Annotated in this window: 13 protein-coding genes; 12 read left to right on the plus strand and 1 reads right to left on the minus strand. The window is 58.2% G+C overall.

Annotation, left to right across the window (positions count from 1 at the left end; all coding sequences use genetic code 11):
* Window positions 1–121: 121 nt before the first annotated feature.
* A complete protein-coding gene (gene mutH, locus DVA43_RS22990; RefSeq protein WP_103822739.1) occupies window positions 122–814 on the minus strand; it encodes a DNA mismatch repair endonuclease MutH in 693 nt (230 codons plus the stop codon).
* Between the two features lie 684 nt (window positions 815–1,498).
* On the opposite strand from mutH, the gene rppH reads away from it, so the two are divergent.
* The 12 genes from rppH (at window position 1,499) to recD (ending at window position 19,827) form a co-directional block, all read left to right on the plus strand.
* Window positions 1,499–2,029, plus strand: coding sequence for an RNA pyrophosphohydrolase (gene rppH / locus DVA43_RS22995; protein ID WP_103180968.1), 531 nt, complete (start codon window positions 1,499–1,501; stop codon window positions 2,027–2,029).
* Window positions 2,030–2,041: 12 nt separating this feature from the next.
* Window positions 2,042–4,288 (plus strand): phosphoenolpyruvate--protein phosphotransferase, encoded by a 2,247-nt coding sequence (ptsP, locus tag DVA43_RS23000; RefSeq protein ID WP_114316879.1) that lies wholly within the window; start codon window positions 2,042–2,044, stop codon window positions 4,286–4,288.
* 185 nt (window positions 4,289–4,473) lie between these two features.
* Complete coding sequence (lgt, locus tag DVA43_RS23005) at window positions 4,474–5,346, plus strand: prolipoprotein diacylglyceryl transferase (protein ID WP_103180966.1); 873 nt, start codon at window positions 4,474–4,476, stop codon at window positions 5,344–5,346.
* Between the two features lie 6 nt (window positions 5,347–5,352).
* A complete protein-coding gene (gene thyA, locus DVA43_RS23010; RefSeq protein ID WP_103180965.1) occupies window positions 5,353–6,147 on the plus strand; it encodes a thymidylate synthase in 795 nt (264 codons plus the stop codon).
* 183 nt (window positions 6,148–6,330) lie between these two features.
* Window positions 6,331–6,795, plus strand: coding sequence for a prepilin peptidase-dependent protein (locus tag DVA43_RS23015; RefSeq protein ID WP_114316880.1), 465 nt, complete (start codon window positions 6,331–6,333; stop codon window positions 6,793–6,795).
* Window positions 6,786–7,349, plus strand: coding sequence for a prepilin peptidase-dependent protein (locus tag DVA43_RS23020; RefSeq protein WP_114316881.1), 564 nt, complete (start codon window positions 6,786–6,788; stop codon window positions 7,347–7,349). Before DVA43_RS23015 ends, DVA43_RS23020 begins: the two co-directional genes overlap by 10 nt.
* Window positions 7,346–7,750, plus strand: a complete 405-nt coding sequence (locus DVA43_RS23025) for a DUF2509 family protein (protein ID WP_114316882.1) — start codon at window positions 7,346–7,348, stop codon at window positions 7,748–7,750. Before DVA43_RS23020 ends, DVA43_RS23025 begins: the two co-directional genes overlap by 4 nt.
* Window positions 7,735–8,058, plus strand: coding sequence for a prepilin-type N-terminal cleavage/methylation domain-containing protein (locus tag DVA43_RS23030; RefSeq protein WP_114316883.1), 324 nt, complete (start codon window positions 7,735–7,737; stop codon window positions 8,056–8,058). Before DVA43_RS23025 ends, DVA43_RS23030 begins: the two co-directional genes overlap by 16 nt.
* A gap of 11 nt (window positions 8,059–8,069) precedes the next feature.
* A complete protein-coding gene (gene recC / locus DVA43_RS23035) occupies window positions 8,070–11,444 on the plus strand; it encodes an exodeoxyribonuclease V subunit gamma (protein WP_114316884.1) in 3,375 nt (1,124 codons plus the stop codon).
* A 141-nt stretch (window positions 11,445–11,585) separates the two neighbouring features.
* A complete protein-coding gene (gene ptrA, locus DVA43_RS23040; protein WP_114316885.1) occupies window positions 11,586–14,468 on the plus strand; it encodes a pitrilysin in 2,883 nt (960 codons plus the stop codon).
* Entirely contained in the window at window positions 14,465–18,010 is a 3,546-nt protein-coding gene (gene recB / locus DVA43_RS23045; RefSeq protein WP_114316886.1) for an exodeoxyribonuclease V subunit beta, read from the plus strand. Before ptrA ends, recB begins: the two co-directional genes overlap by 4 nt.
* A complete protein-coding gene (recD, locus tag DVA43_RS23050; protein WP_114316887.1) occupies window positions 18,007–19,827 on the plus strand; it encodes an exodeoxyribonuclease V subunit alpha in 1,821 nt (606 codons plus the stop codon). Before recB ends, recD begins: the two co-directional genes overlap by 4 nt.
* Window positions 19,828–19,838: the final 11 nt, after the last annotated feature.

Below are 19,838 nucleotides of genomic sequence, written 5' to 3' on the forward strand. Positions count from 1 at the left end.
CCTCCGCCTGGCTCGTGTTAGTTATCAGTGTAGTAATAACTCTGCCGTTGCTTTTCTGAAAGTGGTCAATTCTGAAAAAACAGGGAAATGTGTGATAAAAAGCAACATTCTGGCTAAAAAGTCAGGTATTCAGAAGAAAGTGACGTGCCAGCAACGCGCCCGTGAAGTTTTTTTTCAAATAAAAGCCCCGGGGCAGGGTGAGGATCGGTTCGCCGCGTGCGCCAATGGCTTCGGTGAGCGCTTTACTGTTTGCGGCTTTTGGCCGTAGCTGGAGCACCTCGCCGTGGCGGGCAGTGATGCGCTCAACCTGACCCAGAACGATCATGTCCATCAACTCCTCCCAGTCCAGACGCAGCTGACGATCCTCTTCTTCGTTCGGGCTCCAGATCAGCGGGGCTCCCACGCGACGGGCGGCCAGCGGGATCGCGCGATCCCCTTCAACCGGGATCCACAGCACGCGTTTCAGCTTATGCCGCACGTGACTGCTCTCCCATGTGATCCCCGTATTGCCGGTTAGCGGCGCCACGCAGACAAACGTCGTCTCCAGGGGGCGGCCTGCGCTGTCGATGGGGATGGTCTTGAGCTCTACCCCCAGGGCGGCAAAATCCTGTTCAGGCTTACTGCCCGCGCTGGCACCCAGCCACAGCTCCAGCAGAACGCCTGTCCAGCCTTTATCGCGCTTAAGATCGGGCGGAATGGGCAGGCCTGCCAGGGCAGCGAGTTCACCCAGCGAATAGCCCGCCAGACGCTGCGCTTGTTGCAGTAACACCGCTTCTGTAGCAGGAGGCGAAGAGAGGGGAGCGAGGGGAAGCATGATAATTGCCTTTTGGTTGAAAAATGAACAGCAGTTTTCCACCGCACTGAAAGAGTTTATCTTTTTCTTTTTGCATGTGCCAGGTTAGTGATTTATATGTATTTTTATGGGCATTTTCCCCTGCGCTGCCGGTCGGTTATCCAGGTTGTCCAAATCTGGTCACTGACAATAAACAGGATCTTACACCCAGTTATCCACAGAAAAATGGGATAACTGGGAATAACCCCCACTACTGTTTCCATTTACAGCCTTGACGCGCGACGAAAATCGAAAATTCAGACAAAATGTGCCTAACTTATTGGCACAATCTGTGGATAAAACCGACGTTGCTCGATCTTTCATCAGCACAACGATCTTTCAGGTGACCTGCATCACACAATGCTGTGCATTTCACAGATAATCTCATTTAAACTAATGAAAAATAGAGAGTTGTAAAAAACGCTAATCTCTGCAATATTCAGAGTGATCTGGGTTGTCCATCGGTAATTCCATACTTCTTCACAACTCTATCCACAGAAAAAGTGTATAAAATTGCCCTTCCGGGCGGTCATCTGTTTATAACTCCGATGATAATTGTGAGTTATTCAAATGTTATTCGGCTCCAGGCCCGAAAGAGAGTGGTTTACCGCCTCACTGGAGTGTGAAACAATCATTTATATATAAGGTTTAGTTTGGGGTAGTCCGGTGATTGATGACGATGGCTACCGCCCGAATGTAGGTATCGTAATTTGTAATCGCCAGGGGCAGGTCATGTGGGCCCGGCGATATGGTCAGCACTCCTGGCAATTTCCCCAAGGCGGGATTAACCCTGGAGAGTCCGCAGAGCAAGCGATGTATCGGGAGCTGTTCGAAGAAGTTGGCTTAAGCCGCAAGGATGTTCGCATTCTGGCTTCGACCCGCAACTGGTTGCGTTACAAGTTACCGAAGCGTTTGGTGCGTTGGGACACAAAGCCGGTATGTATCGGCCAGAAACAGAAATGGTTTCTTCTGCAATTGGTGAGCAGCGATGCGGATATCAATATGCAAACCAGCAGCACGCCTGAGTTTGATGGCTGGCGCTGGGTCAGCTACTGGTATCCCGTTCGGCAGGTCGTGTCGTTTAAGCGCGATGTTTACCGTAGGGTGATGAAAGAGTTCGCAAGTGCCGTAATGATGCTTCAGGAGGTTCCTCCTAAGCCCCAGAGCGCACCTGCCTGGCGACGTAAAAGAGGTTAAGCTACGCACATTATGCTCACCCGCCTGCGCGAAATAGTCGAGAAGGTGGCCAGTGCCCCACGGCTCAACGAGGCGCTGGATATTCTGGTCACTGATATCTGCCTTGCGATGGAAACCGAGGTCTGTTCGGTCTATCTGGCCGACCACGACCGCAGGTGTTACTACCTTATGGCCACGCGCGGATTGAAAAAACCGCGTGGTCGTACCGTTGCGCTGGCGTTTGATGAAGGCGTAGTGGGTCTGGTCGGGCGTCTGGCCGAACCCATCAACCTTGCCGATGCGCAAAAACACCCCAGCTTCAAATATATCCCCTCCGTAAAAGAGGAGCGTTTTCGCGCCTTCCTGGGCGTACCGATCATCCAGCGTCGTCAGCTGCTGGGCGTGCTGGTTGTGCAGCAGCGTGAGCTGCGTCAGTACGACGAAAGCGAGGAGTCATTCCTCGTTACGCTGGCCACGCAAATGGCGGCTATTCTCTCCCAGTCCCAGCTCGCGGCGCTGTTTGGTCAGTACCGGCAGACACGTATTCGCGCCTTGCCGGCCTCACCCGGCGTCGCGATCGCCGAAGGCTGGATGGACGCCACGCTGCCGCTCATGGAGCAGGTTTACGAAGCCTCTACGCTGGACACCGCCCTTGAGCGCGAACGTCTGACCGGCGCGCTGGAGGAGGCTGCCAACGAATTTCGCCGCTACAGCAAGCGCTATGCCGCAGGTGCGCAAAAAGAGACGGCAGCGATCTTCGATCTTTATTCACACCTGTTGTCTGATGCCCGGCTCCGTCGGGAGCTGTTTGATGAGGTCGACAGGGGCTCGGTGGCGGAGTGGGCCGTCAAAAAGGTCGTCGAAAAATTCGCCGAACAGTTTGCCGCCCTGACCGATGGCTATCTGAAAGAGCGTGCCGGGGATCTGCGTACCTTAGGTCAGCGTCTGCTGTTCCATCTCGATGACACCATTCAGGCTGCCAATACCTGGCCGCCGCGCTTTGTGCTGGTGGCGGATGAGCTTTCCGCCACCACGCTCGCGGAGTTGCCGCAGGACAGACTGGCCGGGATCGTGGTTCGCGACGGCGCCGCCAACTCCCACGCCGCCATTATGGTGCGGGCGCTCGGGATCCCGACCGTAATGGGGGCCGATATTCAGCCCTCTGCGCTGCACCGCCGAACGCTGGTGGTGGGCGGCTATCGCGGCGAGCTGCTGGTCGATCCTGAACCGGTACTGTTGCAGGAATATCAGCGCCTTATCAGCGAAGAGAATGAGCTGAGCCGTCTGGCGGAAGACGACGTCAACCAGCCTGCGGCGCTGAAAAGCGGTGAGCGCATCAAGGTAATGCTGAATGCTGGGTTAAGCCCGGAACATGAAGAGAAGCTCGGCAGCCGTATTGATGGTATCGGTCTCTACCGCACCGAGATCCCGTTCATGCTGCAAAGCGGCTTCCCCTCTGAGGAGGAGCAGGTGGCGCAGTATCAGGGCATGCTGCAGATGTTCAACGACAAGCCGGTGACGCTACGTACGCTGGACGTTGGCGCAGATAAGCAACTGCCGTACATGCCTATCAGCGAAGAGAATCCCTGCCTGGGCTGGCGAGGGATCCGCATTACCCTCGATCAGCCGGAGATCTTCCTGATCCAGGTGCGCGCCATGCTGCGCGCCAATGCGGCGACCGGCAACCTCAGTATTTTGCTGCCAATGGTCACCAGCATTGACGAAATCGACGAAGCCCGCCGCCTGATCGAGCGTGCCGGACGCGAAGTCGAAGAGATGATCGGCTACGAAATACCGAAGCCGCGCATTGGCGTGATGCTGGAAGTCCCGTCGATGGTCTTTATGCTCCCGCAGCTGGCCACGCGCGTCGACTTTATTTCGGTGGGCACCAACGACCTGACCCAGTACATGCTGGCGGTGGATCGCAACAACACCCGGGTGGCGAGTATTTACGACAGCCTGCATCCGGCGATGCTGCGCGCGCTGGCGATGATTGCCCGCGAGGCGGACGCCAACGGTATTGATCTGCGTTTATGCGGTGAGATGGCGGGCGACTCAATGTGTGTAGCGATCCTGATTGGTCTCGGCTTCCGCCACTTGTCCATGAACGGACGTTCCGTTGCCCGCGTGAAGTATCTGCTGCGCCATATCGACTTTGAAGAGGCCCAGCAGCTGGCGAAACGCAGTCTTGAAGCCCAGCTGGCAACGGAGGTGCGGCATCAGGTGGCGGCCTTTATGGAGCGTCGCGGCATGGGCGGGCTGATCCGCGGCGGACGTTAGGCACCAGGTATCCCTCAGCGTCTGCGCCGGGGGATACAAACCCCTATACACATCTTTTACATCTCTGGCGCAACCTCCACGCTCGCTTGTGCTATGATTCGCAACTTTGGAGCGCAGGGTACTCCTCTGCGCGCTTCTCTACCGCTGTCCACTTTCAGCGGAATAACAACATCTTGTGGTGACAGATGAACAGTGGCTATCTGCATTTTCCGGAGTTTGATCCGGTCATTTTCTCAGTAGGACCCGTCGCGCTGCACTGGTACGGATTAATGTATCTGGTCGGTTTCGTCTTTGCCATGTGGCTGGCTGGCCGTCGCGCCAAACGCCCGGGCAGCGGCTGGACCAAAGACGAAGTGGAGAACCTGCTGTATGCCGGTTTCCTCGGCGTTTTCCTCGGTGGACGTATCGGCTATGTGCTGTTTTACAACTTCCCGGTCTTCCTGAACGATCCGCTCTACCTGTTCCGCGTCTGGGACGGCGGCATGTCCTTCCACGGTGGCCTGATTGGCGTCATTCTGGTGATGGTCATTTTCGCGAAGCGCACCAAACGCAGCTTCTTCCAGGTCTCTGACTTTATTGCGCCGCTGATCCCGTTCGGTCTGGGCGCAGGCCGTCTCGGTAACTTTATCAACGGCGAGCTGTGGGGCCGTGTCGACCCGAGCGTACCGTTTACTATGCTGTTCCCGCAGTCCCGTGCCGAAGATATGGCTCTGCTGCCGTCGCACCCGGAATGGCAGTCGATTTTCGACACCTACGGCGTCCTGCCGCGCCATATGTCGCAGCTGTATGAAATGGCGCTGGAAGGGGTGGTGCTGTTTATCATTCTGAACCTGTTCATCCGTAAACCGCGCCCGACGGGCTCCGTCTCTGGCCTGTTCCTGATTGGTTATGGCGCGTTCCGCATTATCGTGGAATTCTTCCGCCAGCCGGATGCGCAATTTACCGGGACATGGGTCCAGTACATCAGCATGGGGCAAATCCTCTCCATTCCGATGATCGTCGCGGGTATCGCAATGATGGTCTGGGCGTACCGTCGTCCACAGCAACAGGTCTCCTGAGGAATCATGAAACAGTATCTTGAACTGATGCAAAAAGTGCTCGATGAGGGCACGCCAAAAAACGATCGTACCGGTACCGGCACCCTCTCCATTTTTGGGCACCAGATGCGCTTCAACCTGCAGGAAGGCTTTCCGCTGGTCACAACCAAGCGCTGCCACTTACGCTCAATTATTCACGAGCTGCTCTGGTTCCTGCAGGGCGACACCAACATCGCTTATCTGCGCGAGAACAATGTCTCTATCTGGGACGAATGGGCAGACGAGAACGGCGACCTGGGCCCGGTATACGGCAAGCAGTGGCGCGCCTGGCCGACGCCGGATGGCCGCCACATTGACCAGATCACCACCGTGATGAACCAGCTGAAAAACGATCCCGATTCACGCCGTATCATTGTGTCGGCCTGGAACGTGGGCGAACTGGACAAGATGGCCCTGGCTCCGTGCCATGCGTTTTTCCAGTTCTACGTGGCGGATGGCAAACTCTCCTGTCAGCTCTATCAGCGCTCCTGCGATGTCTTCCTCGGCCTGCCGTTCAACATCGCCAGCTATGCGCTGCTGGTGCATATGATGGCCCAGCAGTGCGACCTGGAAGTGGGTGATTTTGTCTGGACCGGGGGGGATACCCACCTCTACAGCAACCATATGGAGCAGACCCACTTGCAGCTGACTCGCGAGCCGCGCGCGCTGCCGAAGCTGATTATCAAACGTAAGCCGGACTCTATTTTCGACTATCGCTTTGAAGATTTCGAAATCGAAGGCTACGACCCGCATCCGGGGATCAAAGCGCCTGTAGCGGTCTGATGCTGCAATCCTGACACAACCGGCGCACTCTGCGCCGGTTTTTTTACGCCTGTCGTCGTCTTTTGCGAGCCTGCTTCCGCGAGAATTGCAACGGGCTGCAATCCCTCATAAAGCGCGGAAAGCGCCTCGTAATTCGCCTAATGTCGCCTCGATCTGTTTCTTTTCCCCCGGCACACTGCCGCCATGAAAAAGGAAAAGGGGTTTACCCTCATGGAAATGCTGATCGCCCTCTCGCTCATCATGACGCTGAGCGCTGCGGGGCTGTACGGCTGGCGATCCTGGCAGCAGCAACAGCAGCTATGGCAGACGGCGCGCCAGGTGCGTGATTTTCTGGTGGTGCTACGCAATGATGCCTGGCGAAATAACCGCGACCATATCGTCACACTCAAACAGGACGGCAAGCGGTGGTGCCTGTTAAAGACGGGGATTCCCGCGTGTGAGGCGGACAATGCCTTTGTGCTAATCCCGCAGTGGTCGGATATCAGCCTTACCGAGTTAACGCCGGGGTTGGGATTTTACGGTTTGCGGGATACCGCCTGGGCCGGAAGGGTGCGTCTGCAAAGCCAGGCCGGCGAGTGGCTTATTCTCATCTCCTCATGGGGACGTATTCGGATGTGCAACGGCAAGGGAGCGTTCGCATGCCGGTAAAGCAGCGGGGATTTTCCCTCACGGAAGTGCTCATCGCGATGGCGATAAGCAGCGTGCTGCTGTTAAGCGCAGCGCGGTTTTTGCCCGCGCTCCAGCAGTCAGTCACGCGGCTCACGAAACAGCAGGAGCTTGAAGAAGAGCTTTGGCTACGCATAACCACTATCGGTAAACATCTGCAGCGGGCGGGGTATTGCGCGGGCGAGTGCACTGGCGAGGCGTTAAAAGTGGGGCAGGGTGGTGAATGTGTCATTGTGCAGTGGGACGAAAACAGCAGCGGCCGCTGGGAAACCTCCCCGCCTGCCGCTGCGGAACAGACCGGGTTTCGCCTGAACGGCGGTGCGCTGGAAACAGTGCGCGGCGCGACACAGTGTGAAGGTAAGGGGTGGGAGAGAATAACCGATCCCGACCGGATCACGGTCCTGCGTTTTCAGGTGCAGCGCATTGCCCGCGCAGGCTTTGCGCCGGAGCTGAGTCTGATGCTGGCGGCCGCCGTCAACGCGCAGCGTGACGGCGGCGTTGAGGTGCGCCACATCGTTACCGGGTTTAATTTATGAGCCGCGAACGGGGAATGTCATCGCTGGCGCTGGTGCTCCTGCTGTTAATTCTGGGTAGCCTGATGCTGGCCGGACTTAACCAGCAGCTCGACGCGCTACTGCGTATCGTCAGTGCAGAACGGCAGGCGATACAGCATCAGGCTACCGCCCAGTCGGCGCTGGAGTGGGGAAGAACGCTCGACTGGCAAACGCAGGTGGACTATGCGTGCCAGCAGCATCCTCTGCAGCCCTGGCGAGTCTGTTTACGTCTGACCGGGGGGCGCGCACTGCTTATCGCCAGCAGCGATAGTATCACGTTGTGGCGTCTGGGCGAGGTAAAGGCAGACGGCGTACATTTTTTGCCCCACGGCTGGAGCGATTTTTGTCCCCTGAAGGAGAGGGCGTTATGTCAGCCACAATAGCCAGACAGAAAGGGTTCAGCATCGTGGAGGTCCTGCTGGCAATGGTGCTGATGGTCATGGTCGTCACCGCGCTGGCGGGTTACCATCGTGTTTTAGCCAGTCGGTTTGTCACGCTTGAGCAGTATCGCCAGCTCTGGCGTCATGCTCAGACGCTGTCCCAGTTGAGCGCCGGGGATGCGCCTGGCGGCTGGCAGGTAAACAGGATGCAGACAACACAGGCTGGATGTGTCAGCATCTCGGTCAAACTTATTTCTCCTCTGGGTCGGCAGGGTCAAATGACACGCCTGCACTGCCCGGTTAGCCAGTAGTTGGAGCAGCAATGTTAAGGGTCTACCACTCAAACCGTCTTGATGTGCTGGAAGCACTGATGGAATTTATTGTCGAGCAGCAGCGGCTCGACGATCCCTTTGAACCAGAGATGATCATGGTTCAGAGCACCGGTATGGCGCAGTGGTTACAGATGTCTCTTTCACAGAAGTTTGGTATCGCCGCCAATATTGATTTCCCGCTGCCGGCCAGCTTTATCTGGGATATGTTCGTCCGCGTACTGCCGGAGATCCCAAAACAGAGCGCATTCAGCAAACAGAGCATGAGCTGGAAGCTGATGTCGCTGCTGCCTGAGATGCTGACCCATGATGAGTTTGTCATGCTGCGGCACTACCTGAATGACGATACCGATAAACGGAAGCTGTTCCAGCTGGCGTCACGTACGGCGGATCTCTATGACCAGTATCTGGTCTATCGGCCGGAGTGGTTAACGCGCTGGGAGGCGGGCGAGCTTGTCGACGGTCTCGACCAGGCGCAAATCTGGCAGGCGCCGCTGTGGAAAGCGTTGGTCGCCCATACTGAGGCGCTGGGCCAGCCGCAGTGGCACCGCGCAAATTTATATGAGCGTTTTATCGCGACCCTGGAGTCCGCCTCTGAGACGCCTGCCGGTTTGCCGTCCCGGATCTTTATCTGCGGAATATCCGCACTGCCGCCGGTCTACCTGAAAGCGCTGAATGCCCTGGGCAGGCATATCGACATTCATATTCTTTTCACCAACCCCTGCCGCCATTACTGGGGAGATATTCAGGATGCCCGCTGGCTGGCCCGCATGGTGACGCGCCAGCGTCGTCGCCTGTTTGATGACGGCACGGTACCGCTGTTTAAAGACAGCGAGACGGCCTCTGAACTCTTTGACGAACAGGGGATCCAGCACTTGCCGAACCCGCTGCTCGCCTCCTGGGGCAAGCTGGGGCGCGACTATATCTATATGCTCTCGGAGCTGACCGCCTCCGGGGAAGGGGATGTCGACGCCTTTGCGGATATCACCCCGGACAGCCTGCTGCATAACATACAGCGGGACATTCTGGAGCTGGATAACCGCGCGGTGACAGGCATCACCGCTACGGAGTTTGCCCGCAGTGACAGCAAACGCCGGCTCGATCCTGACGATCGCAGCGTGACCGTTCACCTGTGCCATAGCCCGCAGCGCGAAGTGGAGGTGCTACACGACAAACTGCTGGCGATGCTGGAGGAGGATCCGCAGCTGACGCCGCGCGATATCGTGGTGATGGTGGCGGATATCGACAGCTACAGCCCCTATATCCAGGCCGTTTTTGGGAGTGCGACGGGCGACCGCTATCTGCCGTTTGCGATATCAGACCGTCGTGCGCGTCAATCGCACCCGGCCCTGCAGGCGTTTGTCAGCCTGCTCTCTCTACCGGACAGCCGCTTCGTCCCGGAAGATGTGCTGGCCCTGCTGGATGTCCCGGTCCTGGCGGCTCGTTTTGATATTGACGAGGAGGCGCTGCGCTACCTGCGCCAGTGGGTTAACGAGTCGGGCGTGCGCTGGGGCATGGACGATGACAACGTGCAGGAGTTTGAGTTGCCCGTCACCGGCCAGCACACCTGGCAGTTTGGCCTGACGCGTATGCTGCTCGGGTACGCCATGGAGAGTAGCCAGGGGGAATGGAATGCCGTGCTGCCTTATGATGAGTCCAGCGGCTTAATTGCCGAGTTGGTCGGGCATCTGGCGTCACTGCTGATGCAGCTTAACCGCTGGCGTCGGGAGCTGATGAAAGCCCGCCCGCTCGACGAGTGGATGCCGGTATGTCGTGAGATGCTCAATGATTTCTTCCTGCCGGATCAGGAAACCGAAGCGGCGATGGCGTTAATCGAGCAGCAGTGGCAGGCGATCATCGATGAAGGGATCTCCTCGCACTATGGTGAAGCGATCCCCCTGTCGTTATTGCGGGATGAGTTAACCCTGCGTCTCGACCAGGAGCGTATCAGCCAGCGTTTTCTCGCCGGGCCGGTAAACATCTGCACCCTGATGCCGATGCGCTCCATCCCGTTTAAGGTCGTCTGCCTGCTGGGCATGAACGACGGCATTTACCCGCGCGCGCTGGCGCCGCTGGGCTTTGATTTAATGAGTCAGAATGCGCAGCGCGGCGACCGCAGTCGTCGCGATGATGACCGCTATCTGTTCCTTGAGGCGCTGATCTCCGCGCAACAGCAGCTCTACATCAGCTATATCGGCCGCTCTATCCAGGATAACAGCGAACGGTTCCCCTCCGTGCTGGTGCAGGAACTGGTGGACTACATCGGGCAAAGCCACTACCTGCCGGGCGATGAGGCGCTCAACTGTGATGAGAGCGAAAAGCGCGTAAAAGCGCATATCACCTGTTGTCACAGCCGTATGCCGTTTGATGCGGAGAACTACAAGGCTAACGAGCAGCAGAGCTATGCCCGGGAATGGCTGCCCGCCGCGAAACGGGAGGGCGTAGCCCATGGCGACTTTATCCAGACGTTGAAGCCGTTAGCGCTTGATACCGTTCCCTTTGAACAGCTTCAGCGTTTCTGGGCGCACCCGGTGCGGGCGTTTTTCCAGATGCGGCTGCAGGTTAACTTCCGCTCCGAAGAGAGCGAGATCCCGGATGCCGAGCCGTTTACGTTGGATGGCTTAAGCCGCTATCAGCTTAATCAGCAATTGCTGAATGCGCTGGTGGAGCAGGAAGATGCGCAGAAGCTGTTCCGTCAATATCGCGCGGCAGGTCAACTGCCCTATGGCGCCTTCGGCGAGATCGTCTGGGAGGCTCAGTGTCAGGAGATGCAGGCCCTGGCTGGTCGGGTGATTGAGTGCCGTCAGCCGGGTACGAGCATGGAGATCGATCTCAACTGCAACGGTGTGAATTTGACGGGGTGGCTACAGCACGTGCAGCCCGACGGGCTGCTGCGCTGGCGACCGTCGATACTCAGCGTTTCGCAAGGTTTGCAACTTTGGCTGGAACACCTTGTCTACTGTGCGAGCGGTGGCGAAGGTGAGAGCCGGTTATTTGTCCGCAAAGAGGGTGAATGGCGCTTCCCGGCGCTCTCTGCTGAACAGGCCATGAACTATCTGTCGCAGCTGGTTGAGGGTTACCAGCAGGGGATGAACACGCCGCTGCTACTGCTGCCAGAAAGTGGGGGGGCATGGATTAAAACCTGTTATGACGCCACAAATGATGCCATGTTAACGGATGAGGCGACCCTGCAAAAAGCGCGTAGCAAATTTTTGCAGGCCTACGAAGGCAACATGATCGTCCGCGGGGAAGGTGACGACGTCTGGTATCAACGCCTGTGGCGAACCCTTGAACCTGAGTACTTCGAGGCCATCACCGACGAGGCCCGACGCTACCTGTTACCGCTGTATAAATTTAATCAGTCCTGACGCCTGTATAAAAATTGCACGGATTTGGGCATTCATTTATGATGCGCAACTTGTCATGGACTGATGTACCAAAACAAAGAGATGCTGGCGTGTCCGGCACGAAGCTTGTTAATGATGATGTCCGTGATGAAGAGGTAGTGAATGCCAGGCAGCACCTTGTTGAAAATGTTAGTTTTGTTCGTCGCTCTTTGGGCCCCCCTCAGTCAGGCAAATACCGGTTGGCAACCCGTTCAGGAAACGATCCGCAAAAGTGATAAAGATACCCGTGAATATCAGGCGATCCGTCTTGATAACGGGATGGTCGTGCTGCTGGTTTCCGATCCTCAGGCCGTAAAGTCACTGTCGGCGCTGGTGGTGCCGGTGGGCTCGCTGGAAGATCCTGAATCCCATCCAGGGCTCGCGCACTATCTTGAACATATGACCCTGATGGGCTCAAAGAACTATCCGCAGCCTGACAGCCTGGCCGAATTCTTGAAAATGCACGGTGGCAGCCATAACGCCAGCACCGCGCCGTACCGTACGGCTTTTTATCTTGAAGTGGAAAACGATGCGCTGGAAGGTGCCGTCGATCGTCTGGCGGATGCCATTGCTGCCCCGCTGCTGGATAAAAAATATGCCGATCGTGAGCGCAACGCCGTGAATGCGGAGCTGACGCTGGCGCGTACCCGGGACGGGATGCGCATGGCGCAGGTCAGCGCCGAAACCATCAACCCCGCGCACCCAGGATCGCGCTTCTCCGGCGGAAATCTTGAGACGCTGAGCGACAAGCCGGGCAGCCCGGTTCTTGATGCGCTGCACGCGTTTCGCGACAAATACTACTCCGCTAACTTGATGAAGGCCGTGGTCTACAGCAATAAGCCGCTGCCGGAACTGGCGCAGCTGGCTGCCCAGACCTATGGCCGGGTGCCGAATAAAAATATCACCCGCCCGGAAATCACCGTGCCGGTGGTCACCGACGCGCAGAAAGGCCTGATCATTCACTATGTTCCTGCGATGCCCCGCAAGGTGCTGCGCGTGGAGTTCCGTATTGATAACAATACGCCGCAGTTTCGCAGTAAAACCGACGAGCTGGTTAACTACCTGATTGGCAACCGTAGCCCGGACACCCTCTCCGACTGGCTGCAAAAGCAGGGGCTGGTGGAAGGTATTCGCGCCGACTCCGATCCCGTCGTTAACGGCAACAGCGGCGTGCTGGCGATCTCCGCCACCTTAACCGATAAAGGTCTGGCCCATCGCGATGACGTTGTCGCCGCGATTTTCAGCTACCTTTCGCTGCTGCGTGAAAAAGGGGTGGATAAACGCTACTTTGACGAGCTGGCGCACGTGCTGGATCTCGACTTCCGTTATCCTTCCATTACCCGCGATATGGACTACGTCGAGTGGCTGGCCGATACCATGATCCGCGTGCCGGTTGAACATACGCTGGATGCGGTCAATATCGCCGATCAATATGATGCCGACGCCGTCAAAGCCCGACTGGCGATGATGACGCCGCAGAACGCCCGTATCTGGTATATCAGCCCGAACGAGCCGCATAACAAGACCGCTTACTTTGTGAACGCCGAATACCAGGTGGACAAAATCAGCGAGCAAACTTTTGCCGACTGGCAGAAGCGAGCCGCCGGGATCGCCCTCAAGCTGCCGGAGGTGAACCCTTACATCCCGGACGACTTTACCCTTATCAAACCGACTAAAGATTATCCACAGCCGCAGCTGATTGTGGATGAGCCTGACCTGCGCGTGGTCTATACCCCGAGCCGCTACTTCGCCAGCGAGCCAAAAGCCAACGTCAGCATGGTGCTGCGTAACCCTGCGGCGATGAATACCGCTAAAAATCAGGTGATGTTTGCGCTGAATGACTATCTGGCCGGTATCGCGCTGGATCAGCTCAGCAACCAGGCCGCAGTCGGCGGGATCGGTTTCTCGACCAACGCCAATAATGGCCTGATGCTCAACGCCAACGGTTACACCCAGCGTCTGCCGCAGCTCTTTAAAGCGCTGCTGGAAGGCTATTTCAGCTACACCGCCACCGAGGAGCAGCTGGAGCAGGCTAAGTCCTGGTACGCGCAGATGATGGATTCCGCAGAAAAGGGCAAAGCCTTCGATCAGGCTATTATGCCGGTGCAGATGCTCTCGCAGGTTCCCTACTTCCAGCGCGAGGAGCGCCGGGAACTGCTGCCGTCCATCACGCTGGACGAGGTGATGGCCTACCGTGCCGCGCTGAAGACCAATGCCCGTCCGGAGTTTCTGGTGGTGGGCAACATGAGTGAAGATCAGGCGAAAACGCTGGCGCAGGATGTGCGTACTCAGCTGGGTGCAAAGGGGACCGAATGGTGTCGTAACCAGGACGTGCTGGTCGAAAAACAGCAGAACGTGATTTTCGAAAAAGCGGGCAGCAGTACGGATTCCGCTCTGGCAGCGGTCTTTGTCCCGACCGGCTATGACGAATACGCCAGTTCAGCATACAGCGCTGTACTCGGACAGATCGTGCAGCCCTGGTTCTACACCCAGTTACGTACCGAAGAGCAGCTGGGCTATGCCGTCTTTGCCTTTTCGATGAACGTTGGTCGCCAGTGGGGGATGGGCTTCTTGCTGCAAAGCAGTGATAAACAGCCAGATTATCTCTGGCAGCGTTTCCAGGCCTTCTTCCCGCAGGCAGAAGCGAAGCTGCGTGCGATGAAGCCGGAAGAATTTGCCCAGATTCAACAGGCGGTGATTGCCCAGATTATGCAGCCGCCGCAGACGCTGGCTGAAGAAGCGTCAAAAATCAGCAAAGATTTTGATCGGGGTAATATGCGCTTCGATTCGCATGATAAAGTAGTGGCCGAGATAAAACAGCTCACGCCACAGAAAGTGGCCGACTTCTTCCACCAGGCCGTGGTCGCCCCGCAGGGGATGGCTATCCTGTCACAGGTTTCCGGTAGCCAGAGTAAAAAGGCCGATGTCACCCCGCCTGCGGGCTGGACGGTATGGAAGAGCGTGAGCGCATTGCAGCAATCTTTGCCCAGGAGTAAGAACGAATGACCGATACCGCTGAGTCCCTTAACCCCTTACGTTTACCATTACAGGGGGAGCGACTGATAGAGGCCTCAGCGGGAACCGGAAAAACCTTCACCATCGCTGCACTCTATCTGCGACTGCTGCTCGGTCTGGGCGGCAGCGCGGCGTTTAGCCGCCCGCTCAACGTGGAAGAGCTATTGGTGGTAACCTTCACTGAAGCCGCGACGGAAGAGCTGCGCGGACGTATCCGCGCCAACATTCATGAGCTGCGCATCGCCTGCCTGCGACAGAGTACAGATAACCCGCTGTATGCCAGCCTGCTGGATGAGATTGACGATAAACAGCAGGCGGCACAGTGGCTGCTGCTGGCGGAACGGCAGATGGATGAGGCTGCCGTGTTTACTATCCACGGCTTCTGCCAGCGCATGCTCAGCCTGAATGCGTTTGAATCAGGCATGCTTTTTGAGCAGCAACTTATCGAAGATGAATCCCAGCTGCGCTACCAGGCGTGCGCCGACTTCTGGCGTCGCCATTGCTACCCTCTGCCACGTGATATCGCCGAAGCGGTACATAATCTCTGGAAAGGCCCGGACGAGCTACTGCGGACCATCGATCGCTATCTGCAGGGGGAAGCCCCGGTCATCAAATCTGCCCCGCCTGCGGACGAAACGCTGGCTTCACGCCATGAGAAGATTGTCGGCCTGATCGCCGCCATGAAACAGCAGTGGTCTGACAGCGTGGCGGAAATCGAGGCGGTGATTGAGCGCTCCGGCATCGACCGGCGTAAATTCAACCGCGGCAACCAGGCAAAATATATCGAACGCGTGACGGCCTGGGCTCAGGAAGAGAAGCACAGCTATCAGCTGCCTGACGCGCTGGAAAAATTCTCCCAGTCATTCCTTGCCGAGCGCACGAAAGCGGGGGGCGAGGTGCCGGAACACCCGCTCTTTTCCGCCATCGATAACCTGCTGGCAGAGCCGTTAACCCTTAACGATCTAATGATCACCCGTGCGCTGTCAGAGATCCGCGAAGCGGTGGCGCGGGAAAAGCGCCGTCGCGGTGAGCTGGGCTTCGACGATATGCTCAGTCGTCTCGATGATGCCCTCAACAGCGACAATGGCGAGGCGCTGGCTGCCGCCATCCGGACCCGTTTTCCGGTGGCGATGATCGATGAATTTCAGGATACCGATCCCCAGCAGTACCGGATTTTCCGCCGCATCTGGCGCCAGCAGCCGGATACGGCTCTGCTGCTGATTGGCGACCCGAAACAGGCGATCTACGCCTTCCGTGGGGCGGATATTTTCACCTACATGAAAGCGCGTGGCGAAGTGGCCGCGCACTATACGCTGGATACCAACTGGCGCTCGGCCCCCGGCATGGTGGAGAGCGTGAACACGCTCTTTTCACAGATGAACGATGCCTTCATGTTCCGTGAGATCCCCTTCTTACCGGTCAAATCTGCCCCGAGAAACGCCACGCTGCGTTTCGAGTATAAAGGCGATTTCCAGCCCGCGATGCGCATCTGGCTGATGGAGGGCGAAGGGTGTGGCGTCGGAGATTACCAGACCTTTATGGCCCAGCACTGCGCGGCGCAAATCCGCGACTGGCTGAGCGCTGGCGTACGCGGCGAAGCCATTTTGCACCGGGGCGAGGATGCCCAACCGGTGAAGGCGTCAGACATTACGGTGCTGGTGCGCAGCCGTCAGGAGGCGGCGTTGATCCGTGATGCGTTGACCCTGCTTGGCATTCCCTCGGTCTATCTCTCCAACCGCGACAGCGTATTTGAAACGCTGGAAGCCCAGGAGATGCTCTGGCTGTTGCAGGCGGTGCTGGCGCCGGAGCGTGAAAGTACCCTGCGCAGCGCCCTGGCAAGCGCCATGCTCGGCCTTAACGCCCAGGATATCGATACGCTGAATAACAGTGAGACACTCTGGGATGAGGCGGTAGAAGAGTTTACCCGTTACCGTGAACGCTGGCAGAAGCGGGGCGTAATGGCGATGCTGCGCGACCTCATGACCCAGCGCAACATCGCCGAAAATATGCTGGCAACTGCCGGAGGGGAACGCCGCCTGACCGATATTCTGCACATCAGCGAACTGTTGCAGGAGGCGGGGGCCCAGCTTGAGAGTGAATATGCCCTCGTGCGCTGGCTGGCGCAGCACATCGCCGAGCCGAACAGCAACGCCTCAAGCCAGCAAATGCGTCTCGAAAGTGACAAGCATCTGGTTAAAATCGTCACCATTCACAAATCGAAAGGGCTGGAGTATCCGCTGGTCTGGCTGCCCTTTATTGCCAACTACCGGGTTCAGGATCAGGCCTTTTATCACGATCGTAAAACCTTCGAAGCGGTGCTCGACCTCAGCAAGGCCGACGACAGCGTGGAGCTGGCCGAGGCTGAACGGCTGGCGGAAGATTTACGCCTGCTCTATGTGGCACTGACCCGTTCGGTGTGGCACTGCAGCTTAGGCGTGGCGCCGCTGTTCCGTCGGCGTGGCGAAAAATCGGGTGACAGCGATTTCCACCTGAGCGCGCTTGGACGCCTGATCCAGCGCGGCGAGCCGAAAGATGCCGCCGGTCTGCGCCAGTGTCTGGAGGCGTTGTGCAATGAGCACATTGCATTGCAGGTTGCCGGTGTGGCAGACGCCGCCCGCTGGCATATGCCGGATCCGGTGTTACCGGATCTGCAGGCGCGGCAGGTGGCCCGCATGCTGTATGACGACTGGCGGGTCACCAGCTATTCCGGGCTTCAGCAGCACGGGCACAGTATCGCCCAGGATCTGATGCCACGCCTCGATGTTGATGCCGCAGGCACCGGCGAAGTGCCGCAGGAGCCAGAGTTGACGCCGCACCAGTTTCCGCGCGGCGCCTCGCCGGGCACCTTTTTACACAGCCTGTTTGAAGCACTCGATTTTACGCAGCCCATCTCCCCGGAGTGGGTGCTGGAGATGTTGCAAAAAGGGGGGTACGATGCCCGCTGGGAGCCGGTGTTAACCCGCTGGATCGCGCAGGTGCTGGAGACTCCGCTCAATGAGGAGGGGATCTCACTGAGCCAGCTGACAGCCGCTGATAAGCAGGTTGAGATGGAGTTTTATCTGCCCATCGCCGGGCCGCTCACCGCCGGGGCGCTGGATGCGTTGATCCGCGAGTACGATCCGCTCTCCCGGGGCTGCCCGCCGCTCGATTTTCGTCAGGTGCGCGGCATGCTGAAAGGCTTTATCGACCTGGTCTTCCGCCATAATGGCCGCTATTACCTGCTGGACTATAAATCCAACTGGCTGGGTGAAAACAGCGAGGCCTATACCCCGCAGGCCATGGCCCGAGCGATGCAGTCGCACCGCTACGATCTGCAGTACCAGCTCTACACCCTGGCGCTGCACCGATATTTACGTCACCGTATTGCCGACTATGACTATCAACACCATTTCGGTGGGGTAATCTACCTGTTTTTACGTGGCGTGGATGGCAGCTCGCCGGGCGCCGGTTGCTTTGCCACCCGTCCTGATGAAGCGTTAATCGAACAAATGGATAGCCTGTTTTCCGCCAGCAACGAGGAGCTAACACAATGACGATGCAGGAACACTTGCTGGAAGCCGTAGAGCAGCGCGTGCTGCGTCGTCTGGATGTACAGTTTGCGATGATGGTAGCAGGAAACGACGAACCGGCGGTGATGCTGGCGGCGGCGATCTTAAGCCGTGATGCGGGAGAAGGGCACGTTTGCCTGCCGTTGTCCCGGCTGCGTGCCGAGGCGAAAAGCGCCGCGCTGCAGGCCTGTTTTGCGCTGTTTGACCAGGAGCCGGACTGGACCGCTACGCTGCTGCGCTCCCGCGCGGTGAGCGCAGGGGATGAACCGACGCCGCTGGTGCTCACCGGCGAGCGGCTCTACCTCAATCGGATGTGGCGCTATGAGCGGGCGGTGGCCAGCTTCTTTAGCGAAGCCAATCAGCCGTTGCCCCATGACAGCGCCGACGTTCAGCGCACGCTGAATGCGCTGTTCACCTCTGATGAAGCCGTCAACTGGCAAAAGGTGGCTGCGGCAGTCGCGTTAACGCGGCGTATTTCCGTGATTTCCGGCGGACCGGGGACCGGCAAAACGACCACCGTCGCCCGCCTGCTGGCGGCGCTGATCCAGATGGCGGGAGAAGAGAAATGCCGGATCCGGCTGGCGGCACCCACCGGTAAAGCGGCCGCTCGTCTGACCGAATCGCTGGGCGGCGCGCTGCAAAAACTGCCCCTGACCGAGGCCCAGCGCGCGCGATTCCCGACGGAAGCGAGCACGCTGCACCGTTTGCTTGGCGCGCAGCCGGGCAGCCAGCGCCTGCGTTACCATGCAGGTAATCCGTTGCACCTGGATGTGCTGGTGGTGGATGAGGCGTCGATGATTGACCTGACGATGATGTCGCGTCTGATTGAAGCCCTGCCGCCTCATGCCCGGGTGATCTTCCTCGGCGATCGCGACCAGCTGGCCTCCGTCGAAGCGGGCGCGGTGCTGGGTGATATCTGTACCTGGGCCAGCGCCGGCTTTACGGTCCGGCGCGCGCAGGAGCTTGCCAGCATGACGGGATGCGAGATGGAGGGCAACGTCAGCCCTGTCGCGGGTGCGCTACGCGACAGCCTGTGCCTGCTGCAAAAAAGCTACCGTTTTGGCAGCGATTCTGGCATCGGGCAACTGGCGGCCGCGGTCAATCGGGGCGATCGCCACGCTATCCGCTCGGTATTTGATGGCAAATTCAGTGATATTGAGAAAAAGCAGCTCCAGAGCGGGGAAGAGTATCTGGCGATGCTGGAAGATGCCCTGCAGGGGTATCAACATTTTCTCGACAGCGTGCAGCAGCAGGCCTCCGAAGCGGAGATCCTGGCGGCATTTGGCCGCTACCAGCTGCTTTGCGCTTTACGGGATGGCCCCTTCGGCGTCGCCGGGCTCAATGAAAAGCTTGAGCAGGTGCTGGCGCAAAAACGCCGTATTGGCCGTCAGCCCCATTCGCGCTGGTATGAAGGCAGGCCGGTGATGATTTCACGCAACGACAGCGCGCTGGGCCTGTTTAACGGCGATATCGGGATTGCGCTGGACCGGGGTCAGGGACTGCGGGTCTGGTTCCAGATGCCGGACGGCAGCGTGAAGTCCGTGCAGCCCAGCCGCCTGCCGGAGCATGAAACCGCCTGGGCCATGACGGTGCATAAATCCCAGGGCTCTGAGTTCGATCACGCGGCACTGATTTTACCTAACCAGATGTCGCCCGTTGTGACCCGCGAGCTGGTCTATACCGCCATTACCCGCGCCCGTCGGCGGTTGTCGTTGTATGCGGATGAAGGGGTGCTGACGCAGGCTGTCACTACCCGTACAGAGCGACGCAGCGGGCTGAGTGCGATCTTTGAAGCCTTATAAGCGAGTGAAAA

This window comes from Leclercia sp. W6, assembly GCF_003336345.1.
GTDB lineage: Bacteria > Pseudomonadota > Gammaproteobacteria > Enterobacterales > Enterobacteriaceae > Enterobacter.